Origin of the sequence: Nitrospina gracilis Nb-211 (genome assembly GCF_021845525.1) — a bacterium.
GTDB lineage: Bacteria > Nitrospinota > Nitrospinia > Nitrospinales > Nitrospinaceae > Nitrospina > Nitrospina gracilis_A.
Map to the genome: position 1 here is coordinate 1164676 of NZ_JAKJKD010000001.1, position 19836 is coordinate 1184511.

Consider the following 19836-nt stretch of genomic DNA (forward strand, 5'->3'; position numbering starts at 1 on the left):
GGGTATGCGTATCTTGATCGTTGAGGACGAGAAAAAAGTCGCCGGATTCATCAAGAAAGGTTTGGAAGAGGAGACCTACGCCGTGGATGTCGCCACGGACGGCGAGGAAGGCCAGAACCTGGCGGAGATGAACCACTACGACCTCATCATCCTCGACCTCATGTTGCCGAAGATCAAGGGACTCGATGTGCTCGCCCACCTGCGGACGAAGAACATCAACACCCCGATCATCCTGCTGACCGCCAAGGATTCCGTCGAAGACAAGGTGACGGGGCTCAATCAGGGCGCCGACGACTACCTGACCAAGCCCTTCGCTTTTTCAGAACTGCTGGCGCGCATCCGCTCGCTGTTGCGGCGGGGGCAGAGCGAGACCAAGACCGTTCTGCAGGTCGGCGACCTGACGCTCGACCTGGTCAGCCACAAGGTGAAGCGTGGCGGCGAGGAGATCGAACTGACGGGTAAGGAGTACAGCCTGCTGGAATACTTCATGCGCAACGCCGGCAAGGTGCTCACGCGGACGATGATCGCCGAGCATGTGTGGGATTACAATTTCGACACATTCACCAATGTCATCGACGTGTACGTCAACCACCTTCGCAAGAAGATCGACAAGCAATACGATCACAAATTACTGCACACCTTGAGGGGCGTCGGATATGTGATGAGGGAATAGAAGATGGTATTCAATTCCATTCGCTCCAGACTGACCGCCCTGTACGTCGCCCTGCTGGGAATCATCCTGATTCTGTTCAGCATCATTCTCTATTACTTCCTCAACAACCGCCTGTACGAGAGTATTGACCATTCGCTGAAGCTGTCTGCCAGCGTGGTGCGCAAGACCGCGCAACTCGATTACTCGCGCACACCGCTTCCGGGTCTCGAGTTTTTCTTCGAGCAGTTTCTGGGCTACGGCAACCTGAACAAGTTCTACCGCATCTACGACGGCTCCGGCAACGTCGGCTCGCGCTCGAAAAACATCGACGCCTCCAAGTTTCCGTTGTCGCAGGATGCCTACGGGCGGGCGCTGAAAGGCGAGATGACGTACGAGACGTTCACCGTCGCCGACGGCCACCCCATCCGTGTCATCACCATGCCGGTGCTCCGTGACGGCACGCTGGTGAACCTCATCCAGGTGGGCACGTCGCTCGAAGGCGTCAAGGAAACCATGCGCAACCTGCGCATTTTTCTGTTCACCGGAGTGCCGACGGTCCTGCTGTTGAGCGCGCTGGTGGGACGGTTCCTGGCGCGGCGGTCTCTGGAACCGGTGGCGAAGATCACTCACACTGCGCGCGACATCGCCAGCGGCGGCGACCTCAGCCGGCGCATTCCGGTTCCCGCGGTGCAGGATGAAATCGGCAACCTCGCTCTCACCTTCAACGATATGATGGACCGGCTGGAGCGGTCGTTCGCTAAAATCCGCCAGTTCAGCAGTGATGCCTCGCACGAACTGCGTACACCGCTCACGGTGATGAAAGGACAGAGCGAACTCGCTCTCAGCAAACTGCGCAAACCCTCGGAGTACCAGGAGGTGTTGTCCAGCAACCTGGAAGAGATCAACTACATGTCGCACATTCTGGATGATCTCTTCATCCTCGCGCGGGCAGACGAGGGACAGTTGCCCATGGAGTCGGAACGCGTCAACCTCGTCACCGTCATCGAGGACGTGTGCAAGAACGTGGAAATTCTCGCCGAGGAAAAGGAAATCGAAATCAAGATCGCCTACCTGGAATCGGCGGAAGTCGTCGGCGACGGCCACCGCCTCAAGCAGATGGTGTGGACGCTGTTGCACAACGCGGTCAAGTACACGCCGGAGAAAGGCCTCATCAAAATCACCCTGCAGGATCTGGGCGATTACGCGTTCCTGAGCATTCAGGACAACGGCATCGGCATCCCGGAAGCGGACCTGCCGTGGATTTTCGACCGCTTTTACCGCGTGGACAAAGCGCGGTCGCGTTCCGAAGGCGGCAGTGGGCTGGGTCTCAGCATCTGCAAACACATCGTCGAGATGCACAACGGCACCATCGAAGTGGAAAGCAAAGTGGGCGAGGGCACCCGGTTCAAAATCCGCCTGCCCAAGGACCGCGCCGCGGGCCGCAAAATCGCCTGAACCTGCGGCTCCTCGGAATGGCAGCGGGCGTGGCCCGCAGCAAACGGAGCCTCGGATCTTCGTTCGCCCACTGAATGGACCCCGTTGATCCCGGGCTCAGCCCGGCTCTGCAAATCATAAAATTCCGTGGTACCCTGTGTTCATTATCTAATCCACATTCCACAGGAGATTCATGGTCAGACTGCGGATTGTGTTCATGTTCCTGTTGCTTGCCGTTACGGGCTGTTTGTTCTCCGGCCCGCCGCCTGAGCCTTACACCACGGTTCACTACTACCAGTTCTCCCTTCCCGGTTTCAACGCAACCTTCGATCCCCTGGTCGAGCAGTTTCACCGCCTGTATCCAAAGTATCGCATACGCGTGCATGCGCTTCCCACCGGCACCGACGACCAGCACCAGTTTTACCTGACGCATTTAAAAACCCGCGGACCCGGCGGCATCGACGTGCTGGCTCTGGACGTCATCTGGATGGCGGAGTTTGCGCGGGCCGGACTGCTGGCGCCGCTCACCGATCTTCTGCCGCCGGAGAAGTGGAGCGATTTCTTTCCCGCCAGCGTGCAGGCAGGCACGTTTGGAGAAAAACATTACGGCGTGCCGTTGTTTGTCGATGGCGGTGTGCTGTATTCGCGCAAAGACCTGTTGCAGAAACACGGATTCGACCGTCCCCCCGCCACGTGGAGTGAGCTGGTGTCGATGGCAAAAACCATCATGCGGGTGGAATCCAACGAACGGCTTTACGGGTTCGTCTGGCAGGCCCGTCAGTACGAGGGATTGATCTGTAATTTCACGGAGTTTCTGCCGCGCGGCCAGCCGTGGCTGTTGCCGCAGGGGGGCGGACGCTTGAACCGAGCGCTGATCGAGCCGCGTCTCCGCTTCATGCGGAGTCTGTTGACCGATGGCGTCTCCCCGCCCTCCGTGCTGGCGATGGCGGAGGAGTCGAGCCGTCACGTGTTCCAGAACGGGCAGGCGGTGTTCATGCGCAACTGGCCGTATGCGTGGCGGTTGTTGCAACAGGCGGATTCGTCAGTCGCGGGAAAGGTGTGGATGTCGTCATTGCCTGCGGTGGCGGCGGGTGAGACCGGGCACGGCACGCTGGGCGGGTTCCTCCTCGGCATGCACCGCGACACGCCGGTTGCGGATGCGGCGCGGGCCTGGATCGCGTTTCTGGCGCGACCGGAAGTTCAGCGCACCCTGTGGCATAAGCTGGGATTGATCCCCGCGCGCAAATCGGTTTTGCGGAGCGATCCGCCCCCGGACCCGCCGCCTGTGAACGTTTTGTTCGAGGTGATGACGCACGCCGTGCCGCGTCCGGCAACCCCGCTGTACATGCCGCTGTCGCAGTCGATGCAGGCATACCTGAGCGGCGGGTTGGGGAAAGTGTATTCCATAGATGAGGCGATGCGCCTGATGGACGCGGACCTTCAACGTTTGACACGGGTGCTGAATGATAAAACCGGAGCTTAAAGACCGCCTGCTGTTTCTCGGCCCGCTGTTGGTCCTGCCCGGACTGCTGGTGGCCTGGCCGCTTTTCGAAATCGCGCTCCTCGGTTTCAAAAACAAAGTGACGCTGTTCGGCATCGACCGCTGGGTGGGCCTGTCGAATTACCAATATCTGTTCGGAGAGGATTTGCGTTTCTGGAAAGCGGTGACCAACACGCTGTACTTCACCGGCGTGTCGGTGGCATTGGAATTTGTCATTGGGTTCGCGTTCGCGTTGTATTTGCGGTTCGGGTCGGGATCGGTGTGGTGGAAAACGATTCTGCTGTTGCCGTGGGCGATCCCGAACGTGGTCAGCGCGCGGTTGTGGCAATGGATGTTCCACGCGGAAGCGGGAATCGTCAACCACATCATGCAGACGCTGGGCGTGGTGGAGGGTCCCGTGTACTGGCTGGCGGACCCGGATCTGGCGCTCCATGCCGCCATCCTCGCCGACGTGTGGAAGACGATGCCGTTCATGACGCTCCTTCTGTTCGCCGGACTGCAACGCATTCCGGAGACAATGCTGATGGCGGCGCGGGTGGACCGTACGCCGCCGCTCCGTTTGCTGATGCGCATTTTGCTTCCGGCACTGCGTCCTGCAATTCTTACGGCGCTAGTCCTGCGCCTGCTGGATGCCTTCCGCGTATTTGATGTGATCTATGTGATGACCGGGGGCGGCCCGGCGAACAGTACGGAAACGCTTTCGATTTATGCTTACCGCACGTACTTTCAGGCGTTGCAGTTCGGGTATGGCTCTTCCGTGGCATTGATGCAGGTGGGGATGATGGCCGCGTTGACCTGGCTTGCGGTGACGGTCGTCAAGGACAGGAGGCGTGCGGCATGAGGCGGATGAACCATTTCCTCTTTCTCTTTATTTTGTGCGTATGGAGCCTGGGGCCTTTTTTCTGGCTGTGGCTCACCTCGGTCAAGCCACCGGGAACGGTGGCGCAACTGCCGCCGGTGTGGCCACGGTCGTTCAGTTTTGAAAACTACCACGCGGTTTTGCAAAATGAAGCATTCCTTGCCGTGGTGACGAACAGCCTTTGGGTGTCGCTGGGCGCGACGGCGGTGTCGCTCGTGGTCGGCACGATGGGTGCGTTCGGGTTGTGTGTGCTGATGGCGCGCGGCCGCGAGGCGATCCTTCTGGCACTGCTAGTGGTGTTCATGTTGCCGCAGGTGGCGGTGGTGACGCCTCTGTATGAAGTGTTGGGTGCGCTGGGAGGGATGGACACGGTGTGGGGTCTCATTCTGGTGTACAGCCTGTTCACCGTGCCCCTGGTGGTGTGGGTGATGACGCGTTACTTCGAGGAAATCCCACGCACCCTGTATCACGCGGCGCGGGTGGATGGATGCAGGGCGTGGACCGCATTCCATCGCGTGTACCTGCCGCTCGGCGTGCCGGGCATGGTGTGCGCGGGGCTTCTCGGACTCATTTTCTGCTGGAACGAGTTTCTGTTTGCGTTGACGTACACCACGTCCTACGCGTCGCGCACCATTCCGGTCGGCATCACGCTGTTCACCGGGCAATACGAATTTCCGTGGGGGGAGATTGCCGCCGCCAGTTCCCTGGTCACCTTTCCGATCCTGATCGCGGTGATCGTTGCACAGAAGCACCTCGTGCGCGGGATGGTGGGAAGCGGCATCAAGGGATAGGTCATGCACGCCATTCGGCTTGAAGACATCACACACGGTTTTGGCGGCCGCCCGGTGCTGGACGGCATCGACCTCGGTGTGGAGAAGGGGGAGTTCTTCATCATCCTCGGCGCAAGCGGGGGAGGCAAAACCACCCTGCTCAACCTGCTCGCGGGCCTGCAATTTCCGGACAGGGGACGGGTTTGGTTTGAAGGATGCGATGTCACGTTAAAGGACGTCAGGGAACGCAACGTTGCCTATGTGTTTCAGGATTACGCACTCTATCCGCACATGACGGTGGAGGAGAATATCCGGTTTCCGCTGGAGAACATGAAATGGCCGAAGGCGGACATGATGGAGAAAGTGGCCAAGACGATTGAACGCCTGCAGTTGACCGACGTGCGCGAGAAAATCCCGGCGCACCTTTCCGGCGGTCAGAAACAAAGGGTGGCCATCGGCCGGGCGCTGGTGCGCGATCCGGCGGTGTTCCTGTTCGACGAGCCGCTCAGTAACCTTGATCCGCGGTTGCGCGATCACTTGCAAATGGAATTGAAACAACTGCACCGGCAGTTGAGAAAAACGTTCGTTTACGTGACACACGATGCGCATTCGGCGATGGTGCTGGGCGACCGCGTGGGATTTTTGGACGGCGGGCGCATCCGGCAGGTGGGACCGCCTGCCACTCTATACCGGGAGCCGGAGACTCTGGAGATCGCCCGGTTTTTTGGTTTTCCTCCGCTGAATGTCCTGGCACCGGAAGGGATGAACGAATTATTTCGGCAACCGGCACCGGATAACGTCGCCAGGGCGGGCCTGCGTCCCGAACACGTTATCGTCAATCCCGATTCGCGCGGGTCCTATACGATCCTCTGGACGCAAGTGCTTGGTGACCGGACTTTCGCCGCGGTGGAGGTGGCGGGTGCTCCGCTCTGTGGCGTGTGCGAAGGTTCAGACATGAAAGAGGGAGATCGCGTGGCGCTGTGCATCGAAAAAAATTATTTGATGTTTTTTGACGATGAGGATTTTAGAATAACAGATTGTCATTTTGATTGATGTTTTGTTTGCTGATTGATTGAAGAGGAGGATTCCGGAAATGCGGGTGCATCGACCATACGGACCGGTTCTCGTAATGGGGGAGGTCTTGTTCGACAAATTTGAAAGTGGAAAGCGGCTGGGAGGTGCGCCGTTCAACTATGCGTTTCATCTGCATAAAATGGGCATCCCCGTGCACTTCATCAGCCGGGTCGGCGACGACGCGGAGGGCCGCGAAATCCTGGAATTCGCCAGAAGCCACGGATTCCCCACCGAGGGCATCCAGATCGACCCCAATCATCCCACAGGCGAGGTGACGGTCACCTCCGATTCCGGCAACGGCCACCGCTTTGAAATTCTGCCGGACCGCGCGTACGATTTCATCGAGGTCGATCCTTATCTGCAAAAACGGTTTCGTGATGACATCCCGCTGACGTACTTCGGCACGCTCATTCAGCGCAACAGCACGTCGCGCGAAACCCTGCACGAAATCCAAAAGAAGATGGGGCTGAAGTCCACGTTCTTTCTGGACATCAACCTGCGTGCCCCGTTTTATGATCGGGCCGTGATCGAATCCTCACTCAAGAACTGCGACATCCTGAAGGCCAACCGGCATGAGTTGCGGGAGATCAAAAACCTCCTCAATATTGACAGGCCGGTTGCGGAGCTTCCGCGGTATTTGGCGGAACGTTACAAGCTGGGGCTGGTCTGCGTGACGAATGGAAGCAAGGCCAGTGTTATATATGAAACCGGGAACCGTAATGTGTTCCACTGCACTCCGGACGACAGTTACGAGGTGGTGGACTCCGTCGGTGCGGGAGACGGGTTCAGCGCCATGCTGTCGTTGGGCTACATGGCGAGTTGGCCGTTGCAATCGGTTCTGGAACGCGCCTGCGTGTTCGCCACCGGATTGTGTGGCGTGCAGGGTGCGTTGCCCGGTGACAACAAATTTTACCAACCTTATCGGTTCGTCAGGTAATGGGGCAGAACAGCCAGGGGCTGTACATCATGATGTTCAGTATCCACGGGCTTGTCCGCTCCCGGAATATTGAAATGGGCCGGGACGCGGACACCGGGGGCCAGGTGAAGTACGTCATTGAGCTGGCGGAGGAACTGGGCAAGCGGCCGGAAGTGCGGCGCGTGGACCTGTTCACCCGCCTCATACGCGACCGGCGTGTTTCGGAGGACTATTCCGTTCCGGTGGAAACCCTCTCGGAAAAAGTCCGCATCGTGCGCATTCCCTGCGGTGGCGGCAAGTACATCCGCAAGGAATTGCTGTGGAATCACCTCGATGAATTCATCGACAAGACCGTGAAGTACATCAAGCGCGAGGATGACATCCCGTACCTCGTGCACGGGCATTACGCCGATGGCGGTTACGTGGCGCGGCACCTGGCGTCGTTGTTCGGCGTGCCGTTTGTGTTCACCGGGCATTCGCTCGGCAAATCCAAGAAATCCAAACTGCACGATGACGGATTGTCGGATGAGGATATGAACAAGAAGTACCATATCGATTATAGAATTAAGGTTGAAGAGGAAATCATCGGTTGCGCCGACCTGGTGGTCACCAGCACGCATCAGGAGGTGGAACAGCAGTACGGCATGTACGCGCACAACACCGTACCGGAATATCTGGTCAATCCGCCGGGGCTTGATCTGGAGCGGTTCTTTCCTTACTACGCGGAAGAACAGGAAAACGAACACAGCCGGCAGGCGCGGGTGGCTATCAACGACGAACTCAACCGGTTTTTTCTGAACGCGGACAAGCCGCTCATCCTCGCCCTGTGCCGCCCGGACAAGCGTAAGAACGTCGGCGCGCTTATCCAAGCCTACGGCGAAAGCAAGGAGTTGCAGGCCATCGCCAATCTCGCCGTGTTCCTGGGCATCCGCAAAAACATCATGGACATGGGCGAGAACGAGAAGTCCGTGCTCATCGAAACGCTTCTGCTGATGGACAAGCACGATCTCTACGGCAAACTCGCCATCCCGAAAAAACACGACTTCACGTACGAGGTGCCGGAGTTATACCGCATGGTGGCCCTGCGCCGGGGCGTGTTCGTGAACCCCGCGCTCACCGAACCGTTCGGCCTGACCCTGCTGGAGTCCGCCGCCTGCGGCGTGCCCATCGTCGCCACCAACGACGGCGGGCCGGTGGACATTGCCAAGAACTGTCAGAATGGCATCCTCATCGATGTCTCGGAGCCGAAGAACATCAGCGACGCGGTCAAGCAGATTCTCGTGGACCCGGATCTGTGGCAGAAGTATTCCGGTAACGGCATCAACAACGTCCGCCAGCACTATACCTGGGATGCGCACATTGATCGTTATCTGGAAACCATCCAGAGCCTGAGGGGTGGTTCGCACAAGGATCTGTATGCCATCGACGGCGATCCTCTTGCCATCAAAATGTTGAGTCGCAACAAGATGATCGTCTGCGATATTGACAACACGCTGACCGGTGACCCGGAATCGCTGGAAAAACTGTTGGCATTGATCGAACCTTATAAAAAATCCATCGCGTTCGGCGTGGCCACCGGGCGCACCATCGATTCCGCTCTGGAATTTTTAAAGGAGCACAACGTTCCCGTTCCGGAAATATTGATCACCTCCGTCGGCGCGGAAATTTATTACGGCGGGCCCGGCAACCTGGACAAGGGATGGGCCATGCATCTGCGCCAGAAATGGGACAAGGAGAAGATCAAAAGACTGTTGGCGACGCTGCCATTTTTGGAACCGCAGGAACCGGAAACCGAGCGCGAGTTCAAGGTCAGTTACTACATGGAACCGAAGGAAGAATATCTGAGACAGGCGCACGACCTGTTGACCCGCAACGGATGCCGCTACCAGATGATTTACTCGCACCAGCAGTTTCTGGACATTCTCCCGCAACGGGCCTCCAAGGGGAAGGCCCTCCGCTACCTCAGCTACAAGTGGGAAATTCCGCTGGAAAACTTTCTGGTCGCCGGCGATTCCGGAAATGACGAGGAAATGATGCGGGGCGATCCCAAGGGCGTGGTCGTCGGCAACTACAGCAAGGAAATGGAGATGCTGAGAGGCAAACGCGGCGTTTATTTTTCCAAGCAGAAATACGCGGCGGGGGTGATCGACGGCATTCACCGTTACCGCTTCCTGGAGTCGTGAGGTGAACGATTCGTATTCCATCGCAACGCTTCTGAGTGAAGAAGAGGTCCGGTGCTTTCGCGAGTTCATTTACGAACTGGATCACGAACCGCAGAAGCATTTCCTGCGCAATGACATTGTGCTCAAATCCGAGGCGTACCTGAAACATAAACACGAAGCGCACCCGGAGATGGGAAGGTTTGGAGGCCTGCAGCATTTTCTTTCGCGGACGCAGGAGATGTTGTTGATGGATCAGTATGCGGTACTTCTGTACCGGGCCAAAGTGGGGCAGTACCATTTTTACCGGTTTCATAAAAATGAAGAAACCGTGGACGAACTGGACCCGGAGGAGTTTCTCGATTACCGCGAAGTCGTCGCGGGCTACCCTTACGAGCCGGCGGAAAAAAAACTGGAGATCAACTTCGGCCCGTTTTACAGCCTGGGTCCCGTGATCCGGGATCACCGGAAAATTGGTTCCGGCCAACGGTTTCTGAACAGCTTCATGGCGGGAAAACTGCAAGGCGAGTGGAGCAAGTGGCAGGCCCACCTTTGCGACTTCATGAAAATCCACAGCATCAACGGCGAGCAGATTCTGATCGACGGCCAGATCATCCGTGATCCCCACCAGTTGTTTGATGCGTTGCAGAAGGCCATCAGCCATTTGGAGAGGCGCAGGGAAACGGAATCCATTCAGAATGAAAAAAGTTATTTGCGCGGCCTGGGGTTTTGCGACGGGTTCGGCGATACCGTCGGGCGGGTGCTGAAGAATCTGCAACTGCTGGCGAACCTGCTGGAGGAGCCGCGGGCGGAATACCTGGAGGAATTCATCAGTGTTATTCCGATGGTGAGCCGGGTTGCGATCGTTTCACCACATGGCTGGTTTGGCCAGGAAAACGTGCTGGGCAGGCCGGACACGGGCGGGCAGATCGTTTACATTCTCGACCAGGTGAAAGCCCTTGAAAAGTTTTTGAAGACTTCGCTCAAGAACGCAGGGCTCAAGGTCCAGCCGAAAATCCTCGTCCTCACCCGTCTGATCCCGGAAAGCGAAGGCACCACCTGCGATCACCGCTTGGAGAAAATCCACGGCACGCAGAACTGCTGGATTTTGCGCGTGCCGTTCAGGGACGAGAACCAGAACATCGTGCCGCATTGGGTATCGCGATTTCGCGTGTGGCCGTACCTGGAGCAATTTGCGCTCGACGCGAAGAACGAATTGCTTACGGAACTCGGCGGCAAGCCCGATCTCATCGTCGGCAATTACTCCGACGGCAACCTGGTGGCCTCCCTCCTCGCCTCGTGGTTGCAGGTCATTCAGTGCAACATCGCGCACGCGCTGGAAAAACCCAAATACCTGTTCTCCGCGTTGTACTGGAAAGACCTCGAACCCGATTACAACTTTTCTTTGCAATTCACCGCCGACCTCATTGCGATGAACAAGGCGGACATCATCATCTCCAGCACGGCGCAGGAGATCGCGGGCACCGACACCAGCATGGGACAGTACGAATCGTACCGCCTGTTTTCCATGCCCGGCCTGTACAAGGTGGCTAACGGCATTCATTTGCATCACCCGAAGTTCAATGTGGTGTCGCCGGGAGTGGATGAGTCGTTGTACTTTCCATTCACGCAGAAGAACAAGCGGTTGGAGAATCAGACGGAAGAGCTGACCGAACGGTTGTTTTCCCAAGCCGGACCCGAGGCATATGGCGAGTTGGCCGATCCCGGCAAGCCGCCGATCTTCACCATGGCGCGTCTGGATAAAATCAAAAATTTGACGGGACTGGTCGAGGCGTTCGGCCAGAGTCCAAAGTTGCAGGAACTCGCCAACCTCATCGTGGTGACGCGATCGATCCGCGAGGAGGGCGTGGACGACGATGAGGAACGGCACCAGCTCAAGAGGATGTACGAGCTGATCGCGCAGTACGATCTGTATTCCAAAATCCGCTGGGTGGAAAACTCGTCGCGTCAGAACGGGGCGGAGATATACCGCATCGTCGGTGACCGGAAGGGGGTGTTCGTGCAACCCGCATTGTTCGAAGCGTTCGGGCTGACGGTGTTGGAAGGCATGGCCAGTGGCCTGCCCGTGTTCGCCACTCAGTTTGGCGGGCCGCAGGAGGTCATCCAGAACGGTAAAAACGGATTTCTCATCAACCCCACCCATCCGTCATTGATCAGCGAACCTTTGGTGACATTCCTGGCGCGCGCCGGTACGGACGCCACTTACTGGAAAACGATTTCAAACCAGGCCATTGCGCGCGTGAAAGAAGCCTACACGTGGAAGCTGTACTCGGAGAAACTGCTCAAGTTCGCGAAGCTGTATGGATTCTGGAACTACTCGGAGCTGTCGGAGGAGAAAAAGGAACTGGATCAGTACTGCAACCTGCTGTTCCACCTGTTTTACAAGAAACGGGCGGATGCATTGATGCCTAAATAAACCGGTCTTGGGATGAAATGGAATGCGCAGGAAAGGTCAGCGTATCCATACCAGCGGCTGGTACACCCACGCCTTGTCGCCCATCGCATCGACGATGTGCACCCAGTTGTTTTCCACCTTGAGGACTTTCACCGAAAAGTACTTGTCCACCGGGCTCCACGGCACGCGTGAATGGTTGGTGCCGGGTCCTGTGCGCATGTTGGTTTTGTTCTGCTTCACCACGGCGCATTTGAAATCGTTGGTGATCAGCCTCTCGTGGAGCCAGTAGATGTCGCCATCCACGTCCTGCACCCGCAACCATTCGCCTTTCTTGGCCAACTGCTGGAACGGCATGTATTTGAACACCTCCCACAGTTTTTCGTAATTCAGGCCGGGACCTTTTCGCAGATTGGCTTTCTTGACGTTGATGCACAGAGCCTGCGCCTCAATGGAGGTAAAGGGAACGGACAGGGCGGCGACAGCGAGAATCAAAAGGGACGCGAGAGAATATTTAAAGCGACGCATGGTTGGTTCCGGGTTTGAAGTTGATTGCTGGGTTGTGGTACGAAAACCTTGAAACATGCTGAAAAAGTGGGATACGACGGAACCGGAGACGGCAAGCCGCTCCGGCGGGATTGAAATTGCAGGGCGTAGGCCGTCCGCAATATGAAATGCTGACAACCAGCTTACCACCATCGAGGGGCAGATTCAATTGGCCGCAAATGCGAGCCGCATTCACCGCCGGCCACGCTCCAGCCACCACAGGCCGCCGGAGAGCACCAGATGGATCATCCCCACCTGCAACAGGAAGCGCGGCAGATCCCAGTAGGAAATTTCACGGTCGTTCAAACGGTAGGTGAATGAAAAAAAATCCTTCTCGATGCGGTTGCCCACCTTCACTTCATTGTACAGATCCGGTTTCACTCGCTTTTTCTTTTCCGTGCCCTCGCCGTTTTTTACCGACAAATAATAGGACTGTGTTTGAAACAGTTTCTTTTCGATGTTTTTGTCCGTCACTTCCCCGGCCATGGACGTGAAGAACTTGAAAAAGTAAAGCGCGCCGAAGATGGCGACGGCGAGGACTTTCGGATTCAGGAACAGGCGCTGAAAGCGGTCCTTGTCCGTGGGACGCGCCCGCAGATCACCGACAAAAAACGAATGAATGAAGGGTGTGATGAAGTCGTACTGAAAATAGGGATAGCCGGAATAATGCGGGCGATAAAACCGGTGCGGACCCTGCGGGCCGGATTGCGGCGGCGGGGCACCGAACCGTTGTGCGTCGTAGTCCCTGCGCCGGTTCAGATTGGACAACACGCGGTAGGCTTCCGCGATTTCCGCGAAACGATCGTGGTGGCCGCCGCGGCTTTCCGGGTTCTTGTCCGGGTGATGCTGTTTGGCCAGCACGCGGTAGGCTTTTTTGATTTCCGCGTACGTTGCGTCGGGAGCCACCCCCAGGATTTCGTAATAGTTTTTTTGCGTCATAGGAGATGCCGATCGAATGGTCCGGTCAGGGACGGCGCGGTGCGCGCAGGGCACGACGTGCGATGAAGTACAACACCAGAATAAAACACAGCGTGGCCGCTACGTTGCCCCACTCCAGTTCCCCCAGCGCGTCGAGGACAACCGGACCCGAATAAAAGCTGGCGGCGGTGTAGGCCACCGAGAACAGCACGTTGCCCAGAAACGAATACACTATGTAACGGCGCGCATCGTAGTGGATCATCCCGGCGAACGGCGGAATGATTTTCGACACCGCAAACAGGAAGCGGCCGAGGATCACCACCACCGCCGGGCGTGTCTGGAACATGCGGTGCGTGGTGGCGATGGCGCTTTCCATGCTCCGCACCCAGGCAAACCGCATCCAGTATGCCAGTCCCGTTTTGTAACCGAGGAAGTACAGGAACAGGTCGGCGATCCAGCCCCCGGCAAACCCGCACAGGAGAACGCCGTACACGTTCAGCAAACCTTTGGACGCGGCGATGCCGCCGAACACCAGAAACAGGGGGATGCCGTAATGATCGAAATAGGTGCCGACGAGAACGATGCCGTACCCGTAATCCGCGACCAGACCTTCAATGGTCTCGGGAGACATTATTCACAGGCGTCGCAAAGCAGGTTGGACAAGGCGTTCATACAGCAACATCCGGCATAGGTGCCGGCGCCGGAGGTGGCGCTGTGGACGAAAGTTTCCTTCAAGTCCGGGCGCTCGTAATAGCCGCGGGGCATCTGCGGATTTCCCTGCTGGGGCGGACCGGGTTGCTGGTATTGCTGGGGAGTGCGCATTTCGGGATTGTCCACGATCTGCGTGCCGCACCGCGTGCAGAAGTTGGCCTGATCCGAGTTCTCCGCTCCACAGTTGGGGCAAAACATAGTCTCTCCTGTTGTTAAAAATCCTTGCAGTTGAAAAACATCTTTTCGGAAACGGGCTTTCGAAGCACCATGGCGTCGTGCGCCTTGCGCGCTTCCCGGTCCAGACTGTAGGTGACGATGTTGTTCACGATCGGCCAGGCGTCGCGCAGGTCGAGATCCGGAAGGCGGTTCAGCATGCGGTCGCGGCCCGCGTGGACCGTTTCGAAGTGCTTATTATAGGTATCCCGCAGGCAATTTTCATCGGTTAAATTCAACCCCGGCTCGGCGCGCAGGATGGGATTGAATCGGCGTGCCGAATGATCTGCGTGCAGGTCGGCCATGGCGTCGAGCAGGTTGATGAGGCGGCCCAGCTCGAAGAAAAACGCGTACAGCGCCTCGAAGCGGTCCTTGGCGATTTTGTCCCGGAACGCCTGTGTCATGATGTGTGCGAACACGTTTCCCCATTGATCGAGAAAACGGTCAAGGTTGGTCACCGACGCATCCTGTTCCATGCGGTGCAGGGCGGCGATCTCCTTCTCCACGTATTCGAGGTCGATGTGAAAGCGGTCGTACAGCTTTTTGCTTTTGCGGAAGGTGCGGTTGAGGCGGCGCCGAGCCCAGCCGTTGTACTGCTTCAGCCAGAAGCCGGTTTCGTCTTCCAGGTTGTCCTGAAACTTGATGACAAAAGCGAGCAGGGACACCGCCGCGCCCAGTTGCACCGCCTCGTGTTCCGGCGGCAGGGCGGCGACTTTGGCGATGGGCACGCCCGAACAGCGGTCCTTGACCGCTTCAATGTCTTGCACTACCATTTCGTTGTAGAGCATCGCCAACAACGTGCCCTCGTAACTGTTGATGAAGGCGTACGGTCGCGAATGGTTGCGCACCAGGTGCCGGCAAACACTGCAATAGTACAGCTTGTAGTACGTGCAGTCCTTGACCAGCAGTTCCATTTTGTAGGGTTTGACCAGTCCCAGCATGGAGTTGTCCGTGTTGAAGGTCGCAGGGTTTCACTTTTTCCCGGTATTGTAGCAGATGGTGTGGCTCACGGTTTTGCAAATAATAGTGGTCCTGACTGTCGTGGTGTACTTCGGGTCCAACATGCTGTCGCTGGTGCGGGTGCGCCCGGCGGCGGCGCCGTTGCCCAGCATGCCGTTCGTCTCCGTCTGCGTGCCTGCCCGCAACGAGGAACGCGACATCGAAGCCTGTCTGACGTCGCTCCTTCAGCAGGAGTACCCCGAGTTCGAAGTCATCGTTGTCGATGACCACTCCACCGACCGCACGTCCGATATCATCCGCTCGTTGAAAGAGAAACACCCGCGCCTGAAAAGCATCCAGAGCGCGCCCCTGCCGGAAGGCTGGTACGGCAAACCCTTCGCCCTGCACCAGGCCAGCCAGGTGGCGAGGGGAAAACTGTTGCTGTTCACCGACGCCGATCCCATATTCGAACCCTACGCGCTGGCGTCGGCGGTGCATTTCATGCAACTGCGGCGGCTGGACCTGTTGACTCTGATGCCGCGCGCGCTGTTCGGTTCGTTCTGGGAGCGCGCGGTGCAACCGGTGATCTTCGGCCTGATCGCGGGGTTGAGCCGCTTCCGCAAAATCGCCGACCCCAACGATCCGCACGCGATGGGTTTCGGCGCATTCATCCTGATCACCCGCGACCTGTACCGCAAGATGGGCGGGCACGAGGCTGTGCGTGCCCGCATCCTGGAGGACATCAGCCTGGCCCGTGTGGCCAAGCACAACGGAGCGCGCATGCTTGCCGCCGACGGCAAAGCCCTGTTCTCCATACGCATGTACCACTCGTTCAAGGAAATCTGGGAGGGCTGGCGCAAGAACGTGTTCCTCGCCTTCAAACAGTCGATCCCGAAAACGGTTTACTACATTGCGATGATCCTCGGCGTCACCGTGACACCCTGGTTGCTGGCAATCGCCAACGCGGCGTTCGATGCCTCGGCGTGGATGCAGGCGGTGTCCACCGTTGCCCTGCTCGTGGTGCTGTTTACCGAAGTCAGCCTGTGCGAGGAACTGGGTCTTTCCGGCTGGTGCATCTGGATTCTGCCCCTGGGCGGCATCGTGGTGAGTGGTATCCTCGTCAACTCCATGATCCACGTGCTGTTTAAAAAGCAATCCATGTGGCGGGGACGCCGCTACGCCTCGCCTACCTGAATGGCCGTATTGAGCGGGGTGCCTGCACCCGTTCAGGGTTTCCGGCGGCCTGAAATTTCCTCAAGGTAAATCCATTTGGCGTTATGATAGAGAGGGCCCTTTTGCGGCGATTCCTGGCTTCGCGGGGCCTTGCCGTTTTTCTGAGTCTATGTATGACCGATTCCTCCTACACCGATTTTGTTCTGGAACAGCTCGCGGGGCTGGGACCGGTGCGTTGCCGCGCCATGTTCGGCGGCCACGGGCTGTACGTCAATGACGTTTTTTTCGCTATCATTTATAACAATACGCTTTATTTCAAAACCGATAGAGGCACCGTCTCCCAGTATGTGAAAGAGGGCATGCAACCGTTTGAGCCGCGCCCGGGCCAGACCCTCAAAAACTATTACGAAGTTCCTACAAAGGTGCTGGAAAACGCTGACATGCTGATGGCGTGGGCCAGGCAGGCCGTGGCGGTGGACGATTCCAAAAAATGAGGGGGCGCGCATGAAAGTGGAGACCTTTTTATGAATTGGACATCTAAGTGTGGGAGGAGCGCACTCATCCTGTTTGTCTGGATCGGGATGGCAAGCCCCGCTCTTTGCGGAGAAGCGGAATCTGCTGACAGCCCGCCTGAGTTTTATATTTCCAAAAACATCTGCCCGTTCGAGTGCTGTACCTACGGTCGCTGGCGTGCGGTGGAATCCGTGGACCTGAAGGACTCGCCCAACGGCAAGGTGATTGGGGATGTGAAGGAGGGCGAACACGTCGAGGCCGTTACGGGGGAGGTCCACGCGAAGCCCGGCATCATGAAAGTGGTGGTCCCGCACAAGCAGTTCAAAAAGGGCGATACGATTTATATCCTCCACTATATTGGCGAAGGGTATTTCAAGTACTGGCACCAGGGAAAAGTCGGCGAGGAAGAATTCATTTTTATCCTGAACCTGGCGGAGGACGACCCCCTGTGCAAAACCCCGCGCGAGGACTGCTGGGGACAGTTGCAAAAAGCGGAGGAAAGCGTGTGGTGGGTGCAAATGAAAAACGCCGGCGGTACCGTAGGCTGGACGGACCATCCGGAAAGTTTTGGAGGCAAGGACAGTTGTGGTTGAGACAGGGGAAGGGAACGTCTTTTCGGCCATGAGATGGCGCGGAGTGACGTGGTTGGTGAAGTTCCCTTGAACGCTTTCAAGAGAGGTGGTTATGAAACTCACTCCCGGTAACTGCTGGGCTTATGTTTTGCTTTTGATCGTCACCGCCGGGTACAACGTGATGGTGATCTCCGGGCTCGCTCTGCTCAATCAGCACCTGGAGGCGATTGCGCCCGTTCACTACTGGCCGCGCATCACAGTGGTGTTTGCCAACGAGGCGACGGTGATGCTGTGGCCGATCCTTGGCATCGTGTCACTGATCGGAAACGTCGCCTGGGGTGTGCACCGCGCTGGTGATACCGCCAACCGTGCGCCGCACGCGCTTCCCATGTTCTGCCACCTGGCGTGGATCGTCGCCTGTTCGTTGTGGCACATCGCCGGAGCCATGGCGCCGTTCATCCTGCTGGGTGAGCATCTTTAAGAAGGGGAGGGGGGCCTGCTATTTCTTTTTCGATTCCTGCCAGTAGCGTTCCATCTCTTCGAGCGGCGTGTCCTTGAGCGTCTTGCCCTGCTTCGTCACCTGCTCTTCGATATAATGAAAGCGCTGTACGAACTTGTTGTTGGTCTGGCGGAGCGCTTCCTCCGCGTCCAGCTTCTGAAAGCGCGCCACGTTGGCCAGCACGAATAAGATGTCGCCCAGTTCGCTTTCCACGTGGGCCTCGTCGCCGTGCCGCACCGCTTCCTTGAACTCGGCGATCTCCTCATCCAGCTTGGCGAACACCTCGTCGATCCGGTCCCAGTCGAAGCCGTGCTTCGCCGCCTTCTTCTGTAACTTCTGCGCGCGTTTGAGTCCGGGCAAATGCAGGGGCACGCCGTCCAGCACCGACTGGCGGTCCCGGCTGGCCTTCTCGGTTTTCTTGATCTTCTCCCACTGGTCCACCACCTGGTCGGGCGTGTGCAGTTCGCCTTCCTTAAAGACGTGCGGATGCCGCCGCACCATCTTGTCGGCGATGGTGTTGACCACGTCCCGAATATCAAACTCCTTCTGCAGTTCGGAAATCTTGGCGTGGAACAGGATCTGGTAGAGCAGGTCGCCCAACTCGTCCTTGATCTTTTCCGGATCGTTGTGGTCGAGCGCTTCCAGCGCCTCGTAGGCTTCCTCCACGAGGTAGGGCTTGAGCGACTCGCGCGTCTGCACGCGGTCCCACGGACAACCGTTTTCTCCCATCAGCCGGTCCACGATGTCGACCAGCTCTCCGAACGCTTTGGCGGCGTTTTCGTTCATGTTGCCTTCCTTGTTGGTGTTGGAATGGTTCATTCGATGAATTCGAGGATGACCGAGTCGGCCAGGTACAAGCCGCGCGTGGACAGGGCCAGCCGGTCGCCGTGCACCGACACCAGTTCCTGCTCGCGCAGGCGCTCGACGACGGAGCCGAACACTTTCTCGAACGCCACCTGAAAGCGTTGCTCGAATTTCGGGATGCTGACGCCGCGTTTCAGGCGCAGGCCCAGCATCAGGGTTTCGCCCATGGCGCGGCGGGCGTCGAGGGTTTCCTCGGTCTGCACCGCATGACCATCAGCTTGAACCCGGTCGATGTAGTGCGCGGGCGTGTTGAAGTTTTTGAACCGAACCCCGTCGAGATAAGACGACGCCCCGGCGCCGAGTCCCAGGTACTCGCCGTTTTCCCAGTACAGTGTGTTGTGACGGCTCTCGTAACCGGGTTTGGCGAAATTGGAAATCTCGTAATGCTCGTAACCCGCTTCGGCCAGGCGTTCGATGCTGTACTGGTACAGCTCCAGTTGAAAATCTTCCGAGGGCACGGCGAGTTCCCCCGCCTCGTGCAGTTTATGAAATGCCGTGCCCGGTTCGATAGTCAGGTTGTAGGCGGAGAGGTGCTCCGGGTTTTTGGCGATGGCCTGCTCCAGGTTATCCTGCCAGCGGGCTTTCGACTGCCCCGGCAGGGCGAACATGAGGTCGAGCGACAGGTTGTCGAATCCCGCCCGGCGGGCGCGCTCGACCGTCTGGTGAATTTCCTCGACGCTGTGGACGCGGTCGAGGGTTTTCAACTCGGCCGCATCGAACGACTGCACGCCGACACTCAGGCGGTTGATCCCGGCGGCGTGCAGGCATTTCAGGTTTTCCGTCTCCACGGTGGAGGGATTGGCCTCGGTGGTGATCTCCGCATCGTCGGTCACGTCGAAATAGCGCTTGCAGGCTTTGAGGACGCGGATCTGGTCGCCCGCCGGGAGCGTGGTGGGCGTGCCTCCGCCGAAGAAGATCGTCGCCACCCGCCGACCCTCCAGCCGGGGGGCGTAGTGACGGATTTCCTCGATCAGCGCCGGGACGTACCGCTCCCGCTCGGAGGCGTTCTCCGGATGCGAGTTGAAATCGCAGTAGCCGCACTTGTGCAGGCAGTAGGGAATGTGGATGTAAAGGCCGACAGGGTCCATTGCGTTAACGACTTGGTTTCTG

Annotated in this window: 20 protein-coding genes; 13 read left to right on the forward strand and 7 right to left on the reverse strand. The window is 58.0% G+C overall.

What is annotated here, in order from left to right:
* Positions 1-4: 4 nt before the first annotated feature.
* The 9 genes from J2S31_RS05495 (at position 5) to J2S31_RS05535 (ending at position 11802) form a co-directional block, all read left to right on the forward strand.
* On the forward strand, positions 5-673 hold the full coding sequence (locus J2S31_RS05495; protein WP_237098060.1) for a heavy metal response regulator transcription factor: 669 nt from the start codon (positions 5-7) through the stop codon (positions 671-673).
* Between the two features lie 3 nt (positions 674-676).
* Positions 677-2107 carry a sensor histidine kinase gene (locus tag J2S31_RS05500; RefSeq protein ID WP_237098061.1) on the forward strand — a complete coding sequence of 477 codons (1431 nt, stop codon included), beginning with the start codon at positions 677-679 and terminating at the stop codon, positions 2105-2107.
* A gap of 172 nt (positions 2108-2279) precedes the next feature.
* Positions 2280-3569 (forward strand): ABC transporter substrate-binding protein, encoded by a 1290-nt coding sequence (locus J2S31_RS05505; protein ID WP_237098062.1) that lies wholly within the window; start codon positions 2280-2282, stop codon positions 3567-3569.
* On the forward strand, positions 3550-4428 hold the full coding sequence (locus tag J2S31_RS05510) for a carbohydrate ABC transporter permease (RefSeq protein ID WP_237098063.1): 879 nt from the start codon (positions 3550-3552) through the stop codon (positions 4426-4428). The genes J2S31_RS05505 and J2S31_RS05510 overlap by 20 nt, the downstream gene beginning before the upstream one ends.
* The gene (locus J2S31_RS05515; RefSeq protein WP_237098064.1) at positions 4425-5237 is read left to right on the forward strand and encodes a carbohydrate ABC transporter permease; all 813 of its coding nucleotides are present in this window, start codon (positions 4425-4427) and stop codon (positions 5235-5237) included. The genes J2S31_RS05510 and J2S31_RS05515 overlap by 4 nt, the downstream gene beginning before the upstream one ends.
* Positions 5238-5240: 3 nt before the next feature.
* On the forward strand, positions 5241-6269 hold the full coding sequence (locus tag J2S31_RS05520; protein WP_237098065.1) for an ABC transporter ATP-binding protein: 1029 nt from the start codon (positions 5241-5243) through the stop codon (positions 6267-6269).
* Between the two features lie 88 nt (positions 6270-6357).
* Positions 6358-7227, forward strand: a complete 870-nt coding sequence (locus J2S31_RS05525) for a PfkB family carbohydrate kinase (protein WP_237098066.1) — start codon at positions 6358-6360, stop codon at positions 7225-7227.
* 29 nt (positions 7228-7256) lie between these two features.
* On the forward strand, positions 7257-9389 hold the full coding sequence (locus J2S31_RS05530; RefSeq protein WP_237098067.1) for an HAD-IIB family hydrolase: 2133 nt from the start codon (positions 7257-7259) through the stop codon (positions 9387-9389).
* Position 9390: 1 nt separating this feature from the next.
* Positions 9391-11802 (forward strand): sucrose synthase, encoded by a 2412-nt coding sequence (locus tag J2S31_RS05535; RefSeq protein ID WP_237098068.1) that lies wholly within the window; start codon positions 9391-9393, stop codon positions 11800-11802.
* 36 nt (positions 11803-11838) lie between these two features.
* On the opposite strand, the gene J2S31_RS05540 is transcribed toward J2S31_RS05535, so the two are convergent.
* The 5 genes from J2S31_RS05540 to J2S31_RS05560 form a co-directional block, all read right to left on the reverse strand.
* A complete protein-coding gene (locus J2S31_RS05540) occupies positions 11839-12306 on the reverse strand; it encodes an SH3 domain-containing protein (RefSeq protein ID WP_237098069.1) in 468 nt (155 codons plus the stop codon).
* A gap of 210 nt (positions 12307-12516) precedes the next feature.
* Entirely contained in the window at positions 12517-13263 is a 747-nt protein-coding gene (locus J2S31_RS05545) for a J domain-containing protein (protein WP_237098070.1), read from the reverse strand.
* A 25-nt stretch (positions 13264-13288) separates the two neighbouring features.
* On the reverse strand, positions 13289-13873 hold the full coding sequence (locus J2S31_RS05550) for a DedA family protein (protein WP_237098071.1): 585 nt from the start codon (positions 13871-13873) through the stop codon (positions 13289-13291).
* On the reverse strand, positions 13873-14151 hold the full coding sequence (locus tag J2S31_RS05555) for a zinc-ribbon domain-containing protein (protein WP_237098072.1): 279 nt from the start codon (positions 14149-14151) through the stop codon (positions 13873-13875). The genes J2S31_RS05550 and J2S31_RS05555 overlap by 1 nt, the downstream gene beginning before the upstream one ends.
* A gap of 14 nt (positions 14152-14165) precedes the next feature.
* Positions 14166-15107: a DUF5685 family protein gene (locus J2S31_RS05560; RefSeq protein WP_237098073.1), complete on the reverse strand. Its 942-nt coding sequence runs from the start codon at positions 15105-15107 to the stop codon at positions 14166-14168.
* A 55-nt stretch (positions 15108-15162) separates the two neighbouring features.
* Between J2S31_RS05560 and J2S31_RS05565 the strand changes: the two genes are divergently transcribed.
* The 4 genes from J2S31_RS05565 to J2S31_RS05580 all read left to right on the forward strand — a co-directional run bounded on the left by J2S31_RS05565 (position 15163) and on the right by J2S31_RS05580 (position 17844).
* Positions 15163-16299 (forward strand): glycosyltransferase, encoded by a 1137-nt coding sequence (locus J2S31_RS05565; RefSeq protein WP_237098074.1) that lies wholly within the window; start codon positions 15163-15165, stop codon positions 16297-16299.
* Between the two features lie 152 nt (positions 16300-16451).
* Positions 16452-16772 carry a TfoX/Sxy family protein gene (locus J2S31_RS05570; protein ID WP_237098075.1) on the forward strand — a complete coding sequence of 107 codons (321 nt, stop codon included), beginning with the start codon at positions 16452-16454 and terminating at the stop codon, positions 16770-16772.
* A 30-nt stretch (positions 16773-16802) separates the two neighbouring features.
* On the forward strand, positions 16803-17384 hold the full coding sequence (locus J2S31_RS05575; RefSeq protein WP_237098076.1) for a hypothetical protein: 582 nt from the start codon (positions 16803-16805) through the stop codon (positions 17382-17384).
* A 91-nt stretch (positions 17385-17475) separates the two neighbouring features.
* Complete coding sequence (locus J2S31_RS05580) at positions 17476-17844, forward strand: hypothetical protein (RefSeq protein ID WP_237098077.1); 369 nt, start codon at positions 17476-17478, stop codon at positions 17842-17844.
* An 18-nt stretch (positions 17845-17862) separates the two neighbouring features.
* Here J2S31_RS05580 and mazG read toward each other — a convergent pair whose 3' ends face one another.
* Together mazG and hemW are read right to left on the reverse strand one after the other, a co-directional pair.
* Positions 17863-18681, reverse strand: coding sequence for a nucleoside triphosphate pyrophosphohydrolase (mazG, locus tag J2S31_RS05585; protein ID WP_237098078.1), 819 nt, complete (start codon positions 18679-18681; stop codon positions 17863-17865).
* Complete coding sequence (gene hemW, locus J2S31_RS05590; RefSeq protein WP_237098079.1) at positions 18678-19814, reverse strand: radical SAM family heme chaperone HemW; 1137 nt, start codon at positions 19812-19814, stop codon at positions 18678-18680. The genes mazG and hemW overlap by 4 nt, the downstream gene beginning before the upstream one ends.
* Between the last annotated feature and the right edge of the window lie 22 nt (positions 19815-19836).

Excerpts from the sequence above, each read along its gene's own strand:
- J2S31_RS05580 (WP_237098077.1), top strand. The coding sequence starts at position 17,476 with ATGAAACTCACTCCCGGTAACTGCTGGGCTTATGTTTTGCTTTTGATC.
- hemW (WP_237098079.1), bottom strand. The coding sequence starts at position 19,814 with ATGGACCCTGTCGGCCTTTACATCCACATTCCCTACTGCCTGCACAAG.
- mazG (WP_237098078.1), bottom strand. The coding sequence starts at position 18,681 with ATGAACCATTCCAACACCAACAAGGAAGGCAACATGAACGAAAACGCC.
- J2S31_RS05570 (WP_237098075.1), top strand. The coding sequence starts at position 16,452 with ATGACCGATTCCTCCTACACCGATTTTGTTCTGGAACAGCTCGCGGGG.
- J2S31_RS05505 (WP_237098062.1), top strand. The coding sequence starts at position 2,280 with ATGGTCAGACTGCGGATTGTGTTCATGTTCCTGTTGCTTGCCGTTACG.
- J2S31_RS05550 (WP_237098071.1), bottom strand. The coding sequence starts at position 13,873 with ATGTCTCCCGAGACCATTGAAGGTCTGGTCGCGGATTACGGGTACGGC.
- J2S31_RS05565 (WP_237098074.1), top strand. The coding sequence starts at position 15,163 with ATGGTGTGGCTCACGGTTTTGCAAATAATAGTGGTCCTGACTGTCGTG.
- J2S31_RS05555 (WP_237098072.1), bottom strand. The coding sequence starts at position 14,151 with ATGTTTTGCCCCAACTGTGGAGCGGAGAACTCGGATCAGGCCAACTTC.
- J2S31_RS05520 (WP_237098065.1), top strand. The coding sequence starts at position 5,241 with ATGCACGCCATTCGGCTTGAAGACATCACACACGGTTTTGGCGGCCGC.
- J2S31_RS05515 (WP_237098064.1), top strand. The coding sequence starts at position 4,425 with ATGAGGCGGATGAACCATTTCCTCTTTCTCTTTATTTTGTGCGTATGG.
- J2S31_RS05510 (WP_237098063.1), top strand. The coding sequence starts at position 3,550 with ATGATAAAACCGGAGCTTAAAGACCGCCTGCTGTTTCTCGGCCCGCTG.
- J2S31_RS05575 (WP_237098076.1), top strand. The coding sequence starts at position 16,803 with ATGAATTGGACATCTAAGTGTGGGAGGAGCGCACTCATCCTGTTTGTC.
- J2S31_RS05540 (WP_237098069.1), bottom strand. The coding sequence starts at position 12,306 with ATGCGTCGCTTTAAATATTCTCTCGCGTCCCTTTTGATTCTCGCTGTC.
- J2S31_RS05545 (WP_237098070.1), bottom strand. The coding sequence starts at position 13,263 with ATGACGCAAAAAAACTATTACGAAATCCTGGGGGTGGCTCCCGACGCA.
- J2S31_RS05500 (WP_237098061.1), top strand. The coding sequence starts at position 677 with ATGGTATTCAATTCCATTCGCTCCAGACTGACCGCCCTGTACGTCGCC.
- J2S31_RS05530 (WP_237098067.1), top strand. The coding sequence starts at position 7,257 with ATGATGTTCAGTATCCACGGGCTTGTCCGCTCCCGGAATATTGAAATG.
- J2S31_RS05495 (WP_237098060.1), top strand. The coding sequence starts at position 5 with ATGCGTATCTTGATCGTTGAGGACGAGAAAAAAGTCGCCGGATTCATC.
- J2S31_RS05560 (WP_237098073.1), bottom strand. The coding sequence starts at position 15,107 with ATGCTGGGACTGGTCAAACCCTACAAAATGGAACTGCTGGTCAAGGAC.